General features: G+C 72.5%; 15 protein-coding genes. 10 read left to right on the top strand and 5 right to left on the bottom strand.

Annotated features, from left to right (window positions below):
* Window positions 1-127: 127 nt before the first annotated feature.
* The 4 genes from cydD to ACIBEA_RS40715 all read left to right on the top strand — a co-directional run bounded on the left by cydD (window position 128) and on the right by ACIBEA_RS40715 (window position 6,222).
* Window positions 128-1,849, top strand: a complete 1,722-nt coding sequence (gene cydD, locus ACIBEA_RS40700; RefSeq protein WP_399268877.1) for a thiol reductant ABC exporter subunit CydD — start codon at window positions 128-130, stop codon at window positions 1,847-1,849.
* Entirely contained in the window at window positions 1,846-3,648 is a 1,803-nt protein-coding gene (cydC, locus tag ACIBEA_RS40705; protein WP_399268879.1) for a thiol reductant ABC exporter subunit CydC, read from the top strand. The genes cydD and cydC overlap by 4 nt, the downstream gene beginning before the upstream one ends.
* Window positions 3,649-3,862: 214 nt before the next feature.
* Complete coding sequence (locus ACIBEA_RS40710; protein WP_399268881.1) at window positions 3,863-5,263, top strand: NDP-hexose 2,3-dehydratase family protein; 1,401 nt, start codon at window positions 3,863-3,865, stop codon at window positions 5,261-5,263.
* Window positions 5,260-6,222: a Gfo/Idh/MocA family protein gene (locus tag ACIBEA_RS40715; RefSeq protein ID WP_399268883.1), complete on the top strand. Its 963-nt coding sequence runs from the start codon at window positions 5,260-5,262 to the stop codon at window positions 6,220-6,222. The genes ACIBEA_RS40710 and ACIBEA_RS40715 overlap by 4 nt, the downstream gene beginning before the upstream one ends.
* Before the next feature lie 37 nt (window positions 6,223-6,259).
* Here the strand turns inward: ACIBEA_RS40715 and ACIBEA_RS40720 are convergent, their stop codons facing one another.
* The 4 genes from ACIBEA_RS40720 to ACIBEA_RS40735 form a co-directional block, all read right to left on the bottom strand.
* Window positions 6,260-6,541: a hypothetical protein gene (locus ACIBEA_RS40720; protein ID WP_399268885.1), complete on the bottom strand. Its 282-nt coding sequence runs from the start codon at window positions 6,539-6,541 to the stop codon at window positions 6,260-6,262.
* Entirely contained in the window at window positions 6,538-6,909 is a 372-nt protein-coding gene (locus tag ACIBEA_RS40725) for a DUF6247 family protein (RefSeq protein WP_399268887.1), read from the bottom strand. The genes ACIBEA_RS40720 and ACIBEA_RS40725 overlap by 4 nt, the downstream gene beginning before the upstream one ends.
* Complete coding sequence (locus ACIBEA_RS40730; protein WP_399268890.1) at window positions 6,906-7,178, bottom strand: hypothetical protein; 273 nt, start codon at window positions 7,176-7,178, stop codon at window positions 6,906-6,908. Before ACIBEA_RS40730 ends, ACIBEA_RS40725 begins: the two co-directional genes overlap by 4 nt.
* An 83-nt stretch (window positions 7,179-7,261) precedes the next feature.
* Window positions 7,262-7,759 carry an ATP-binding protein gene (locus ACIBEA_RS40735; RefSeq protein WP_399268892.1) on the bottom strand — a complete coding sequence of 166 codons (498 nt, stop codon included), beginning with the start codon at window positions 7,757-7,759 and terminating at the stop codon, window positions 7,262-7,264.
* A 241-nt stretch (window positions 7,760-8,000) separates the two neighbouring features.
* On the opposite strand from ACIBEA_RS40735, the gene ACIBEA_RS40740 reads away from it, so the two are divergent.
* From ACIBEA_RS40740 to ACIBEA_RS40750, 3 genes are all read left to right on the top strand, one after another.
* Complete coding sequence (locus tag ACIBEA_RS40740; RefSeq protein WP_399268895.1) at window positions 8,001-8,852, top strand: DUF5753 domain-containing protein; 852 nt, start codon at window positions 8,001-8,003, stop codon at window positions 8,850-8,852.
* A 10-nt stretch (window positions 8,853-8,862) separates the two neighbouring features.
* Window positions 8,863-9,060 (top strand): hypothetical protein, encoded by a 198-nt coding sequence (locus ACIBEA_RS40745; RefSeq protein WP_399268898.1) that lies wholly within the window; start codon window positions 8,863-8,865, stop codon window positions 9,058-9,060.
* 116 nt (window positions 9,061-9,176) lie between these two features.
* Window positions 9,177-9,443, top strand: coding sequence for a hypothetical protein (locus ACIBEA_RS40750; RefSeq protein ID WP_399268901.1), 267 nt, complete (start codon window positions 9,177-9,179; stop codon window positions 9,441-9,443).
* Between the two features lie 846 nt (window positions 9,444-10,289).
* Here the strand turns inward: ACIBEA_RS40750 and ACIBEA_RS40755 are convergent.
* Window positions 10,290-10,709 (bottom strand): ester cyclase, encoded by a 420-nt coding sequence (locus tag ACIBEA_RS40755; RefSeq protein ID WP_399268903.1) that lies wholly within the window; start codon window positions 10,707-10,709, stop codon window positions 10,290-10,292.
* 163 nt (window positions 10,710-10,872) lie between these two features.
* Between ACIBEA_RS40755 and ACIBEA_RS40760 the strand changes: the two genes are divergently transcribed.
* Genes ACIBEA_RS40760 through rfbD form a run of 3 tightly spaced genes read left to right on the top strand, consistent with a single transcriptional unit; the run spans window position 10,873 to window position 13,822 of the window.
* On the top strand, window positions 10,873-11,940 hold the full coding sequence (locus ACIBEA_RS40760) for a glucose-1-phosphate thymidylyltransferase (RefSeq protein ID WP_399268905.1): 1,068 nt from the start codon (window positions 10,873-10,875) through the stop codon (window positions 11,938-11,940).
* Entirely contained in the window at window positions 11,937-12,935 is a 999-nt protein-coding gene (rfbB, locus tag ACIBEA_RS40765) for a dTDP-glucose 4,6-dehydratase (RefSeq protein WP_399268907.1), read from the top strand. Before ACIBEA_RS40760 ends, rfbB begins: the two co-directional genes overlap by 4 nt.
* Complete coding sequence (gene rfbD, locus ACIBEA_RS40770) at window positions 12,932-13,822, top strand: dTDP-4-dehydrorhamnose reductase (RefSeq protein ID WP_399268909.1); 891 nt, start codon at window positions 12,932-12,934, stop codon at window positions 13,820-13,822. Before rfbB ends, rfbD begins: the two co-directional genes overlap by 4 nt.
* Window positions 13,823-13,927: the final 105 nt, after the last annotated feature.

Consider the following 13,927-nt stretch of genomic DNA (forward strand, 5'->3'; position numbering starts at 1 on the left):
GCCCGCGAGCACGAGCGCCTCTACCCCACCCCCGACCAGCACGACTACGACCTCACGGCCTGAACAGCGATCTTCCCTCCGGGAGAGCTACACCCTACGGAGTTCGCCCCTGCTCCGGCGGTTCCTCGTGCACCGCGCCCTCGGCGCGGTGGTGGAAGCCGTTCTGACGCTCTTGCAGTGCGTCGTCCTGGCCTCGGTGCTCGCGGCCGCCGTCGAGCGGGGCCCGGGCGCCGCGCTGCACGCCGTTCCGGTCCCGCTGCTGGCGGCCGTGATCGCCGGACGGGCCGCGCACGCCTGGTGGGACCGGGCCTCGGCGGGCGCGGCGGCCGCCCGGTACAAGGAGGAGCTGCGGGCGCAGCTCACCGAGGCCGTCACCGCGGCCGCCGTACGCGGCCGGGGCCCGCGACCCGCCTCGGTGGTCGCCCTGCTCGGCCGGGGCATGGACGCGCTCGACGACCACCTCACCGGATCGATCGCCCTGCTCCCGCAGGTGGTGGTCCTGCCGCTCGCCGTCGCCGGCACCATCTGGGCGGCGGACTGGGTCTCGGGCCTGGTCGTGCTCGTCACGCTGCCGCTGGTGCCGCTGCTGCTGGCGCTGGTCGGCATGCACACCAAGGCCCGGACCGAAGCGCAGTGGGCGGTGCTGCTGCGCCTGGGCGGGTACTTCCTCCAGGCCCTGAGCGGCCTCGCCACCCTGCGCGTCTTCGGGCAGGAGGACCGGGCCGCCGAGAGCGTGCGCGCACGGGCCGCCGAACACCGGCGGGCGACGGTGCGGACCCTGCGCGTGGCCTTCCTCTCCACCTTCGTCATGGACACCCTGACCAGCCTGTCGGTGGCGCTGATCGCCGTCCCGGTCGGCTTCCGGCTGCTGGACGGCGCGATGCCGCTGTCGACGGGACTGGCCGTGCTGCTGCTGACCCCGGAGGCGTACCGGCCGCTGCGACTGCTGGCCGCGCGCTTCCACGCGGCGCAGGAGGGACGTACGGTCCTGGCGCAGGTCCGCACCATCCTCGACGGGGACGCGGCCGGTCCGGCGCGCGTCCGCGAACGGCCTTCCCTCGTACGACCTTCCCTGGTACGGCCGTTGCCCGACCCGGCCCGCTTCCCCCTGGTACTGGACCAGCTCGCCGTCGGGCACACGTCCGGGCCTCCCGCGCTGACCGGGCTGTCCTGGCGCTTCGAGGCCGGGCGCAGCTGCGCGGTGACCGGGCCGAGCGGGGTCGGCAAGACCACCCTGCTGCGGACGGTCGCCGGGTTGCTGCCGCCGCTCGCCGGGGACCTGCGGGTGGGCGGCGTGTCGGTGGTCGCGCGCACCCCGCAGGACCGGGCGGCGTGGACGGACCGGATCGCGATGGTGCCGCAGCAGCCGCACCTGTTCGCCCTGTCGGTCGCGGACAACGTGCGGCTGGGGCGGGCGGGGGCGGACGACGGCGAGGTGTGGGACGCGCTGGAGGCCGCGGGCGCGGCCGACTTCGTACACCGCCTGCCGGACGGAGCCGCCACCCGCGTCGGCGAGGGCGGCGCCGGCCTGTCCGGCGGTGAGCGCCAGCGGATCGCGCTGGCCCGCGCGTTGCTGCGGCGCCCCTCGCTCCTGCTGTTGGACGAGCCGACGGCCCGCCTCGACGGCGGTACGGAGGAGCACGTGCTCCGGGCCCTGGCGGCCGTGGCCGGCCGGGCCACGCTGCTGGTCGCCACCCACCGCCCGGCGGTGGTCGAACACACGGACACCGTCCTGCGGCTGCCGGCCGGGCCGGCGGTCCTGCCCGTGCCCGGAGCCGCGCCCTCCATGGCTGTCGCCGCGCCCTCAATGGCCGTAGCCGCGCCCGCGCTCAAGGAGAGCCGCCCATGACCGCCGTGCCCCCGTTCCCCGGCGCGCCCCCCGCCCCCTCCGCCGCCCCCGCCCCCTCCCTCTCGCGGGCGGACGCGGCCCGGCTCGTGTGCGCCGCGCTCGCCGCCGCCCTCGGCGAGGCCTGTGCCATCGCCCTGACCGCGAGCGCGACCTGGTTGATCTGCCGGGCCTCCCAACAGCCGCCGCTCGGCGCCCTGATGGTCGCGGTGGTCGCGGTGCGCGCCTTCGCCCTGGGGCGGGGCGCGCTGCGCTACGCCGAACGGCTGTGGGGCCACGACGCGACCCTGCGGATCATGGAGCGGCTGCGGGGGCGGCTGCTGACGCTGCTGGCCCCGCACGCGCCGTACGGGCTACGGGCGTTCAGCCGCGGCGAGCTGCTGAACCGGCTCGTCGCCGATGCGGACGCGGTGCAGGACGCGCTGCTGCGGGTGGCCCTGCCGCTGCTGACCGCGCTGTTGGTGGGCGGCGGGGTCACGGTGTGGAGCGCTCTGGTGCTGCCCGCCGCCGGCTGGGCGCTGGCCGCGGGGCTGCTGCTGGCCTGCGTGGCGCTGCCGCTGCTCTCCGCGCTCACCGGGCGGCGTACGGCGGCCCGGCTGTCGGCGGCCCGGGCCGAACTGGCCGCGCGGACCGTGGATGTGGTCGAGGGCGCGGAGGACCTCGCCCTGTGCGGCGCGACGGAGCGGGTGGTGCGGGACGAGCGGGCCGCCTCGCGGGCCGTGGCCCGCAGCGAGCGGTCCGCCGCCCGCACCGCGGCCGTGCCGGCCGCGGCGGCGGTCCTGGTCCAGCTCGGCACCACGGCGGCGGTGGCCGTCCTGGCCGTGCGCGCCGCCGACCCGGTGACCGCCGCCGTCCTGACCCTGACCGCCCTGGCCACCCTCGACCTCGCCGCCCCCGTCCGCACCGCCGCCGACCACCTGACCCGCCTGACCACCTCCCTGCACCGGCTGCGCGCCCTGCACTCGTTGCGCCGCCCGGTCCCCGCGGAGGGCGGCCGGGCCCTCCCCGAGGGCCCCCTGACCCTGGAGTTCACCGACGTCGGCGTCACCCACCCCGGCAGCGCGCGCGCCGCCCTGACCGGGGTCGGGCTCCTGCTCGCGCCGGGCCGACGGATCGCGCTCGTCGGGCCCAGCGGCTCCGGCAAGAGCACGCTCGCCGGGCTGGCCCTGGGGCTGCTGGAGCCCACCACGGGCCGGGTCGCGCTGGGCGGCGTACCGCTCGCGGAGCTCGCGCCCGGCACGCTGCGGCCGCGGTCGGCCGCCGGGCTGACCCAGTACCACCACGTCTTCGCCGGCACCGTGCGCGAACACCTGCTGTTGGCCCGCCCCGGCGCGGACGAGGACCGGTTGTGGGCGGCCCTGACCCGGGCCGGGGCCGCGGACTGGGTGCGCGGGCTGCCCGGCGGGCTCGACGCCGGGGTGAGCGAGGACGCCGCCGCGTTCTCGGGTGGTGAGCGCCGCCGCCTCGGCCTCGCCGCCGCGCTGCTCGCCGATCCGGCCGTCCTGGTCCTGGACGAGCCCACCGAGTCCCTGGCCCCGCGGGAGGCCGACGCCGTGCTCGCCGCGCTCCTCGCGCCGCGCCCCGACCGTGCGGTGCTGCTGATCAGCCACCGCACGATCGGTCTGGACGCGGCGGACGAGATCCTCGTCCTGGACGGGGGCCGCGTCGTCCAGCGCGGCACGCACGCCGAACTCCTCGCCGCACCGGGCCACTACCGGGAGCGGCACCGCACGGAACGCGCCGCCGAGGCCCAGCAGCAGCGGCCGGCCCGCTCCCCCGCCCTGGCGGCAACGGCAGGCTGACCGACACGAGCCCACGAGACACGAGCCCGCGCCAGGCGAGCCCACGCCACATGAGCGAACGCCACGCGAGCCCACGCCACGCGAGCCCACGCCCCTCAAGTCCCCGTGCGCCCCACCTCAAGGCCCTCTCCAGCCACAGCCGATCGCGCTCCCCCATCGTCGTGGTGCGACCGGCTGCCCCTGGGCGCGCGGGACAAGGCGAAGGAGTCCACCGATGACCATCACCCAGGCAATGCCCCCGGGCGTCGTCACGAGCCTGGGGCGGCGGTTCACCCTGTCGGCCCAGGCCCTCGACAGCTCGGTGACCCCCAACCCGGTCTTCCGCGACTGGTTCGCCGAGCAGCGGCGCACCAACCGCTACGACGTGCGGCGCATCCCCTTCGCCGAGCTCGTCGGCTGGCACTTCGAGGATGGCACCGGGAACCTCGTCCACGACAGCGGCCGCTTCTTCTCCGTCGAGGGCCTGCGGGTGCGCACCGAATGGGGCGGCCACGGCGCGTCCTGGTCGCAGCCGATCATCAACCAGCCGGAAGTCGGCATCCTCGGCATCGTCGTCAAGGAGTTCAACGGCGTCCTGCACTGCCTGATGCAGGCCAAGATGGAGCCGGGCAACCTCGACACGGTGCAGCTGTCCCCCACCGTGCAGGCGACCCGTAGCAACTACACCGCCGTGCACAAGGGCGCGCCCGTGCACTACATCGACTACTTCAAGCCCCCGCGGGTCGGCTCGCGGGTGCTGTTCGACTCCCTCCAGTCCGAGCAGGGCTCCTGGTTCCTGCGCAAGCGGAACCGGAACATGGTGGTCGAGGCGCTGGGCGACGTACCCGAGCACGAGGACTTCGTGTGGCTGACCCTCGGCCAGATACACCAGCTGCTCTACGAGAACAACGTGATCAACATGGACGCCCGCACCGTCCTGTCGCTGATCCCCACCTTCGCGGACGAGGGCCCCTCGCTGCACACGACGGAGCACGTCCTGTCGTGGCTCACCGAGATCAAGGCGACCCGCGAACTGGTGCAGAGCAGCCTGCCGTTGGCCGGCGTACAGGGCTGGGAGCGCACCGACCACGAGATCAGGCACGCCGGCGGCCACCACTTCAGCGTGATCGCGGCCTCGGTGTCCGCCGCCAACCGCGAGGTCCAGCGCTGGACCCAGCCGTTGCTCGCCCCCGCCGAGCAGGGTCTCGCCGCCTTCGTCGTCCGCCGGATCGGCGGCGTCCCGCACCTGCTGGCCCAGGCCCGCTCCGAGGCCGGCGTCCTGGACGTCGCCGAGCTGGGCCCGACCGTGCAGTGCCAGCCGGTTCGGGCGCTGACCCTGCCTCCCGAGCGGCAGCCGCGCTACCTGGACATGGTGCTCTCGGCGCCGAAGTCCCGGATGCTCTACGACACCGTGCAGTCCGAGGAGGGCGGGCGCTTCCACCACGCGGGCAACCGCTACGCGCTGGTGGAGGTCGGGGACGAGTTCCCCGTCGACGTACCGGAGGGCTTCCTGTGGGTGACGGCGGGCCAGCTGGCCGGCCTCCTCAAGCACAGCAACTACCTGAACATCGAGGCCCGCACGCTCCTGACCAGCCTGCGGGCGGCCTGGGCGCTGGGCGGAGCGTACGCCCTGTGAGCGCGCCCAGAGCCCTGCGCATCGGCGTCCTGGGCTGCGCCGACATCGCGGACCGCCGCATGCTGCCCTCGATGCTGCGCCAACCGCTGGTCGAGATCACCGCGATCGCCAGCCGCACGATCGAGAAGGCCCGGTACTTCACGGACCGCTTCGGCGGCGCGCCGCTGGCCGGCTACGAGCGCGTCCTCGAACGCCCGGACGTCGACGCGGTGTACATCCCGCTGCCGCCCGAGCTGCACGTCGAATGGACGCTGCGGGCGCTGGCCGCGGGCAAGCACGTGCTGTGCGAGAAGCCCTTCGCCACCTCCCTCCCGGACGCCGAGAAGGCGGTCGCGGCAGCCCGCGAGAGCGGCCTCCTCCTGATGGAGTCCTTCATGTTCCTGCACCACTCGCAGCACGCGCGGGTGCGGGAGCTGGTGGCGGACGGCGTGATCGGCGAGGTCCAGCTCTTCACCTCGGAGTTCGGCATCCCGCTGCGCCCGGGCGGGGTGCGCGCGAGCACCCTGCCGGAGGTGGCGGCGTACCCGGTCCGCGCGGCCCAGCTCTTCCTCGGCCCGGACCTGCGGGTGGCGGGCGCGCAGGTCCGCCCGGACAGCGCGTACGGTCCCCAGCCCGCCGGCAGCGCCCTGCTGACCTCCCCCTCCGGCGCCGCCGCCCACCTCACGTACGGCGTCGAGCACTCCTACCTCAGCGGCTACGGCCTGTGGGGCAGCGAGGGCCGCCTGCGCCTGGAACGCGCCTTCAGCACCCCGGACGACTTCACCCCGCTCCTACGCGTGGAACGCGCGATCGGCACCGAGGAGATCCCCCTCGCCCCGGACCACCACTTCACGAACATCGCGGGCACCTTCGCCCACACCATCCTCGACCAGGAGCCCTTCACCCCCCACACGGAAGCGATCCTCACCCACGCCCACCTGATGGAATCGATCGCCACGACGGCGGCCGCGACGCTCTGACCCCGCGGAAGCCGATGCCGTGACTGCGCCAGCCGGTCTAGAGGTCGGTGTAGGGCGGGATCACGCGGACGATCGCGATCAGCCGCATCCGGGGCAGTGGCAGCGCGTAGAACCAGCCGTCGTCCAGGAGCGGGATGCGGCGCAGCCCTCCGGGGACGCCCTTGCGGCCTCCTTCGCCGATGTCGGTGACGTCCACTCCGACATCGGCGAGGGCGACGAGTTCGTCGGCCAGGCGCTCCACTTCGGCCGTGACGTGGGCGGCCAGGCCCTTGATGACTTCGTCGGCGTTCGGGTCGTACTCCCACCGCCAGACGGTCACCGGGCTCCGCCGTCGGCGACACCGGCTTCGGCTGCGGCCTTGTCGAGGATCCGGCCGATCTCGGAGGCGATCGCCCGGGCCTCGTCCCGGTCGGTGATATGAGCCGCGCGGTCCTCCAGCCGACGCAGGCGGGCCGCCGTGTCGGGGTGGCGTTCGATCGCGACGTACAGGGCCCACTGGCGCAGGAAGCGGCGCACGGGGGCGGAGCTGACCTGCTCCCGGGCACGGGTGATGGCGGTGGCGCGCTCGGCGTCGAACGTCGGCACCGCTTCGGGGGCGATGCGGGCCAAGGTTGCGCGCAGGTCTTCCGCGGTCGCGGCCGGCTGGGGCACGCTGCCGCCGTGCGGCTGCTCCGCCGCGGTGCTCATGCCGCCGCCACGTCATCGGTACTGGCCGCGCGGCGGTGGGCGGCGGCCAGGGTCGAGACGTGCTGGCGGGACCAGCCCACCCGGGCCGCGACCGCGGCCGGGCCACCCCGGTCGTACCGGGCCGCGATCCGGCCGGCCGCTTCGGCGAGCGCGGTACGTGCCTCGTCGAAGGCCCGGCCCCGCTCGTCCACCGTGCGGGCCAGACGGTCCAGCTCCAGGGTTTCGTCCGCGTCAAGAGCGACCCGGGTGGCACGGGTTGTGTCTGTCATCGTCCCAGCCTGCCCCATCCGCCACCGCAACCGCAACCGCGCTTGACATGACGGGGCGGACTCCGAGGCCGCGGCACGCACTCTCAGGCGTACAGGTAGTCGGCCGCGCCGCTCAGCGGCAGGGTCGCCCAGGTCCGGGTGCCGCCGCCGGGCTCGCGGGACTCCCCGAAGCCCCAGGCCCCGCCGCAGGCCCGCACCACCGCGGCCATCAGCCGCAGCGAGGCCCGGCGCCGGGCCTCGCAGTGGGCGGCGAGCCTGGGGTGGGCGTGGGGCTGGTGCCCGTCGTAGGCCGTCAGACGCAGCGAGTCGTCGCGGTGGCGGACGGACAGGTACAGGCTCCGCCCGGGATCCAACTGCCAAGCTGCGGCTACCAGTTCGCCGGTCACCTGGACGACGGCGGGCGCCAGCGGATCGAGCCGGTACGCGTGCAGGACGGCCCGTACGGCGGACCGCGCGATCTGGGCCCCGAGCGGCTCCCCGGGCACGGTGAGGCTGTAGGTGAGCGTGCCGAGCGCGGGCGGTTCGCCCCCGACGCTCGCGGGCGGGGGCGGGGGGCAGGTGGTGAAGGGCTGGCTGGACATCGCGGGACTCCCTGAGGTCGACGGTGACTACGGCGAGTTCGGCGCGCACGAATGGCTGACGCGGACGGGGAGCGTGGCTCGTCGCCGAGGCCCGAGGCATGCTGCGGCGATGCACTTCATCTCCCACTGCGTGAGCGGTGCGTCACCTAAAGTAGCGATTCTGGTGGCCTTTTCGCCACCTCGATGCGGGAATTAACCCACCCCGTGGATTCGGTGGACGCTCGCACGGCAGACTGCACCCATGCCGCCACGCACCGCACCGACAGAACGGCAGAAGCGACTGGGCGCAGAGCTTCGCCGCATAAGGCTGGCAGCGGACGTGTCCGCCGACTCCGCCGCGGGTCTGCTCGGGGTCGACCGCACGAAGGTCTCCGCCATCGAACAAGGGGTACGCACCATCAGCGAGGAGCGGCTGCGTTCGCTCGCCTGCCACTGCGACTGTGCGGACGAGGCGTACGTCGACGCCCTCGTCGCCATGGCCCAACCCCGCCAGCGCGGTTGGTGGGAGCGCTACCGTGGCACGCTCTCCGCCGCCGTACTGGACATCGCCGAGCTGGAGTCCCACACCACTCGCATGCGGTGCGCGCACTCGGTGCACATGCCGGGCCTGCTGCAGACGAGTGACCACGCACTCGCCCTCTTCCGCTTCGTCGTACCCACCCTCCCCGACAAGGAGATCGCCCTCCGGCTGGCCCACAGGCTGGAGCGCCAGCAGGTACTGGAGGGCGAATCGGCACCCGCATACGTGGCAGTCGTGCACGAAGCGGCGCTACGCATGCAGTTCGGAGGCCGCAAGGTGGCTCGCGCCCAGCTGGAGCACCTCGCCGAGACGTCCGAACGGGACAACATCGCCGTGCGCGTCCTGACCTTCGAAGGCGGCGGCTTCCCCGGTGCCGGTCAGACGGTCAACTACCTGGAGGGCCCTGTCCCCCGATTGGACACCGTGCAGGTCGACAGCACGCACGGCCCCGATTTCCTGCACACCGAGGCCCAACTGTCCAAGTACCGTGCCCAACTGGACTGGATGGAACGGCTCAGCCTGGGACCGGAAGCCTCCCGGGACTTCATCCACCAACTGGCCCGTCAACTCTGAGAGGCAATCGATGGCCGACATCGTCTGGGAAGAAGCGTTCTGCGGCGAAGGGGCGAGCTGCTACCGGATCGGGGTGGACGGGAACGGCAACAGCTACATCGCCGTCGCGGGCGCGGAGGCCTCGTACCTCACCGACACCACCGACGCCCTCCGCCAACTGATCCGCGACATCAAGGCGGGAAAGGCCGACCACCTCCTGGCCGACTGAACCCAGCGATCTGTCAAGCCCCGAATTCCAGGGGCATGACCCGGCGCGCTCGATCGGGCTCAATCGAGACATGGGATCCCGCAACCGAAAGCATTTCTCGCCGGAGGTGAACGACCATGACTCGCACATCCCGAAAACAGCGCTTCGCCGTACTCACGGCCTCGACGGCCCTGGCCGCTGCGGGGGCACTGCTGCCCTCCGCCGCCTTCGCCGCGCCAACGGCGGCGCACAGCGCCAGCACGGCGGCGATGACCCCCAGCCATAACGACCACAACTACTGCTACGACTGGTATTGGAACTGGGACTGGGGTTGGTACTACTGCTACAACCACAACAACCACCACAACCGCCATCACCACCAGAACCACCACCACAACCGCTGAGGCAGCGGTCACAACACACCCGCGGTCCGGGCCGGGCGGCAACTCCACCCGGCCCGGACCGCCAGGAGGGCGCCCCGATGAAAGTCCATTTAAATAGCACTGGCGAATCTTCGGCCATGTTCAGTTCCGACCGGAGCTTCAGAGTTTGGAGGTACGGGGTCGGACATTCCCAGCTGCTCCTACGGGCAGTTCCCGAAGGAGTGCACGGCAACTGCCTGGACCTGCTTTTCGAGAGTGTGAGTGCCATGCAGCTGGTGACTCACTACGATTCCATCGAGCTTCACGCCGCCAGCGAAGACGAAGCACAAATGATCCGGAATTTATCTGGACTGAAAGCGCCCTGGCGGGAAAGAAACCTCGCCGTTTCCCTTCGATCCAGAAGCGGATCGGGGTTCGTTCTGTGCGGAAGGGTCAGCGCCCTCCGTGGAGGAGAGGACCCAGTCGGGCGTCCAGGCGGATCCGTGGATAGCGACATCGTGTGGAGCAGTCGCTCAAACTAGCAATTCAATGATACTCAAAAGTCTCGGTACCTCCCAAGTGGCACGAGGACGAAGGAGAGGTGGACACTCCTTCATGGTTCGGTCACATGGTCGGAACACGCTAGCGAGTGAGGCGGGTCCGACGCGAAGTCCTGCTCCTCCTGGTGCGCGGAGAAGCGTCGCCTGACTCCGTACCGCCCGTCAGAACGACGGGGTGTCGCTGAAGCCGCACCGACAAGGACACGAACGCCGGCGAGCCCTGCGTCCACCGCTCACGAAGCAAGCGGAGGCCCGGTCGGCGGACGCCGGCCGGGCCGGGCCTCTTCGCGTGCCCGTACCCGTGGAGCGGGTCCGACGCGACGTACCGCTACTCCCCCTGGAGCGCGTAGAAGTCCGCGCCCAGTTGGTGGAACATGCCCGGCACGTCCAGCTGGTCCCAGTGCTCGGCCAGCAGGCCGTTCTCGACGCGCCAGATGTCGATCGACTGGAAGTTCAGGCTGCGGCCCGTGGCCGGTATGCCGAAGAAGGGGCCCTGGTGGGTGCCCGAGTACTCGAAGCGGCCCGCGACGCGGTCGCCGTCGACGATCAGGTCGTGGGCGACGACCTTGACGTCGGGGAAGGCGTCGAAGATGGACTGGAAGAAGGCCGTGTTGGCCTCGATGCCGTCCGCGACGATCGGGTTGTGGTCGATGTGGTCGGCGGCGGTGTGCTCCGCCATCGTGCTCACGTCGTGGCTGTTGATCATGTCCACGAAGCGCTGGACGAGGTCCCGGTGGTTCTCCGACATGGGTGTGTGCCTGCCTCTCGTGACGGCTCGCGCCGCTCATCGCCGCTGCACACCGACCATCCGCATGCGTGGTGGAGCCCCGCTGGAGCGGGGGCGAGGCCGCGACCGGGCTCAAGGCGAACCCCCACCCCGGCTCAAGTGGGCACTTCTAGCCTCTGGTGCCATGAAGGCTCTCGTACTCTCCGGCGGGGCCGGAACCCGCCTGCGCCCCCTCACCCACACATCCGCCAAGCAGCTCGTGCCCGTGGCGAACAAGCCGGTGCTCTTCTACGGCCTGGAAGCGATCGCGGACGCAGGCATCACCGAGGTCGGGATCGTCGTCGGGGACACCGCCGACGAGATCCGCGAAGCCGTCGGCGACGGCTCGAAGTTCGGCATCGAGGTCACCTACATCCCGCAGACCGCGCCGCTGGGCCTCGCCCACGCCGTCGTGATCGCCCGGGAGTTCCTGGCCGACGAGGACTTCGTCATGTACCTCGGCGACAACTTCATCGTCGGCGGCATCTCCGACCTCGTCGACTCCTTCCGCGCGGACCGCCCCACCGCGCAGATCCTGCTCACCCAGGTCTCCGACCCGAAGTCCTTCGGCGTCGCCGAGCTCGGCCCCGACGGCCGGGTGGTGGGCCTGGAGGAGAAGCCCGAGGTCCCCAAGAGCGACCTCGCGCTCGTCGGCGTCTACCTCTTCACGCCCGCCGTGCACGAGGCCGTGCGCGCCATCAAGCCCTCCTGGCGCGGCGAGCTGGAGATCACCCACGCCCTGCAGTGGCTGATCGACGCGGACCTCGACGTCCGGTCCACGACGATCTCCGGTTACTGGAAGGACACCGGGAACGTCAACGACATGCTGGAGGTCAACCGCTCCGTCCTGGAACGCGCCGAGCCCCGCATCGAGGGCCTGGTCGACGCCACGAGTGAGATCATCGGCCGGGTGCAGATCGACGAGGGCGCCCAGGTCAGCGCCTCGCGCATCGTCGGCCCCGCCGTCATCGGCGCGGGCAGCGTGATCGCCGGCTCGTACATCGGGCCGTTCACCTCGATCTCCCGGGACTGCACGATCACCGACAGCGAGATCGAGTTCTCCATCATCCTGGACGGCTCCTCGGTCCGCGGCGCCAGCCGCGTCGAGGCCTCGATCATCGGACGCAACGTGGAGGTGACCCCCGCCCCCCGGGTCCCCGCGGCCCACCGTCTCATCCTCGGCGACCACAGCAAGGTGCAGATCTCCTCATGACCACTGACGTCACGCGCATCCTCGTCACCGGCGGGGCGGGGTTCATCGGTTCGCACTACGTCCGTAGGCTGCTCGGGCCCGCCGGCCCCGGGGACGTGGCGATCACCGTGCTCGACAAGCTCACCTACGCGGGCAATCCCGCGAACCTCGATCCGGTGCGCGGCCATTCCGGGTTCCGCTTCGTCCAGGGGGACATCTGCGACGTCGCGCTCGTCGCCGAGTTGGTGGCCGGGCACGACCAGGTGGTGCACTTCGCCGCCGAGTCGCACGTGGACCGCTCCATCCTGGGCGCGGCCGAGTTCATCACCACCAACGTGCTCGGTACGCAGACGCTGCTGGACGCCGCGCTGCGCCGCCCCGGTGGCCCCGTGCCGTTCCTGCACGTGTCCACGGACGAGGTGTACGGGTCCGTGGCCGAAGGGTCCTGGCCGGAGACCGATCCGCTGAAGCCGAACTCGCCGTACGCCGCCTCCAAGGCGTCCTCGGACCTGGTGGCGCTGTCGTACCACCGGACGCACGGCCTGGACGTTCGGGTGACCCGGTGCTCGAACAACTACGGGCACCACCACTTCCCCGAGAAGGTCATCCCGCTGTTCGTCACGAACCTGCTCGACGGGCTGCGCGTACCGCTCTACGGCGAGGGCCTCAACGTCCGCGACTGGTTGCACATCGACGACCACGTCCAGGGCCTGGAACTGGTGCGTACGGGCGGCCGCGCGGGCGAGGTGTACAACATCGGCGGCGGCACCGAGCTGAGCAACAAGGAGCTGACCACCCTGCTCCTGGACCTGGCGGGGGCGGGCTGGGACCGGGTCGAGCACGTCGCCGACCGGCTCGGCCACGACCTGCGCTACTCGGTGGACTGCACGAAGATCTCCACCGAGCTGGGTTACCGGCCCCGCAAGGAGTTCGACCAGGGCCTCGCCGAGACCTTCGCCTGGTACCGGGACAACCGGGCCTGGTGGGAGCCGCTCAAGCAGAAGGCCGCCCTGTGAGCCACTGGCTGGTCACGGGAGCGGACGGGCTGCTGGGCCGGGACCTGCGGGCGGCGCTGGAGGCGGCCGGACAGCCGGCCATGTGCCTGGGCCGCGGGGAGCTCGACGTGCGCGACCGGCGGGCGGTGCGCGGGGCGATCGCCACGCACCGGCCGGTGGTGGTGGTCAACGCGGCGGCGTACACGGACGTCGACGCCGCCGAGACGCACCAGGCGCAGGCGCAGCACGTCAACGGCGCGGCGCCGCTGCACCTGGCGAGCGCGTGCGGGGAGTTCGGCGCGCTGCTGCTGCACCTGTCCACGGACTACGTGTTCTCCGGCGAGGCGCGCGTCCCGTACCCAGAGGACGCGCCGCCGGCGCCGCGGACCGCGTACGGGCGCAGCAAGCTGGAGGGCGAGCGGGCGGTGTTGCGGCTCCTGCCGTGGACCGGATACGTCGTGCGGACGGCCTGGCTGTTCGGGGAGGGCGGCGACAACTTCGTCTCCACGATGATCCGGCTGGAGCGGGAGCGGGAGTTCGTCGACGTCGTCGAGGACCAGCGGGGTCAGCCCACCTGGAGCCTGGACGTCGCCGACCGGCTCGTGTCGCTGGGCCGGGCGGCCCGGCTCGGCGCGGCCCCTGGCATCTACCACGCCACCAGCGGCGGCGACTGCACCCGGCTGGAGCTGGCGCGCGAGGTGTTCCGGCTGCTGGGCGCGGATCCCGGACGGGTCCGACCCCTCGTCGGCCCCGCCGCGGGGGCCCGACGCCCGGCGTACGGCGTGCTGGAGCGCGGCCGTTGGGAAGCGGCCGGCATCGAGGTGATCCGGGACTGGCGCGAGGCGCTGGCGGCGGCGATGCCGGCGCTGATGGCGAGGGCCGGCATGCGGGTGCTGGCCACCACGTAACAGCGGATACGGATACGACGTGAGCGGGGGGGGGGGGGGGGGAACCCCCCCCCCCCCCCCCCCCCGGGCGGGCCGCCCCCCCCCCGCCCGCCCCCGCGCGGGGCG

The organism is Streptomyces sp. NPDC051555, assembly GCF_044454405.1.
Lineage (GTDB): Bacteria > Actinomycetota > Actinomycetes > Streptomycetales > Streptomycetaceae > Streptomyces.

What these genes read in the sequence shown, in the direction of transcription:
- ACIBEA_RS40750 (WP_399268901.1), top strand. Translation starts at nt 9,177, where the DNA reads ATGACTCGCACATCCCGAAAACAGCGCTTCGCCGTACTCACGGCCTCG.
- ACIBEA_RS40760 (WP_399268905.1), top strand. Translation starts at nt 10,873, where the DNA reads ATGAAGGCTCTCGTACTCTCCGGCGGGGCCGGAACCCGCCTGCGCCCC.
- ACIBEA_RS40725 (WP_399268887.1), bottom strand. Translation starts at nt 6,909, where the DNA reads ATGAGCACCGCGGCGGAGCAGCCGCACGGCGGCAGCGTGCCCCAGCCG.
- ACIBEA_RS40755 (WP_399268903.1), bottom strand. Translation starts at nt 10,709, where the DNA reads ATGTCGGAGAACCACCGGGACCTCGTCCAGCGCTTCGTGGACATGATC.
- cydC (WP_399268879.1), top strand. Translation starts at nt 1,846, where the DNA reads ATGACCGCCGTGCCCCCGTTCCCCGGCGCGCCCCCCGCCCCCTCCGCC.
- ACIBEA_RS40710 (WP_399268881.1), top strand. Translation starts at nt 3,863, where the DNA reads ATGACCATCACCCAGGCAATGCCCCCGGGCGTCGTCACGAGCCTGGGG.
- ACIBEA_RS40740 (WP_399268895.1), top strand. Translation starts at nt 8,001, where the DNA reads ATGCCGCCACGCACCGCACCGACAGAACGGCAGAAGCGACTGGGCGCA.
- ACIBEA_RS40735 (WP_399268892.1), bottom strand. Translation starts at nt 7,759, where the DNA reads ATGTCCAGCCAGCCCTTCACCACCTGCCCCCCGCCCCCGCCCGCGAGC.
- rfbB (WP_399268907.1), top strand. Translation starts at nt 11,937, where the DNA reads ATGACCACTGACGTCACGCGCATCCTCGTCACCGGCGGGGCGGGGTTC.
- ACIBEA_RS40745 (WP_399268898.1), top strand. Translation starts at nt 8,863, where the DNA reads ATGGCCGACATCGTCTGGGAAGAAGCGTTCTGCGGCGAAGGGGCGAGC.
- ACIBEA_RS40730 (WP_399268890.1), bottom strand. Translation starts at nt 7,178, where the DNA reads ATGACAGACACAACCCGTGCCACCCGGGTCGCTCTTGACGCGGACGAA.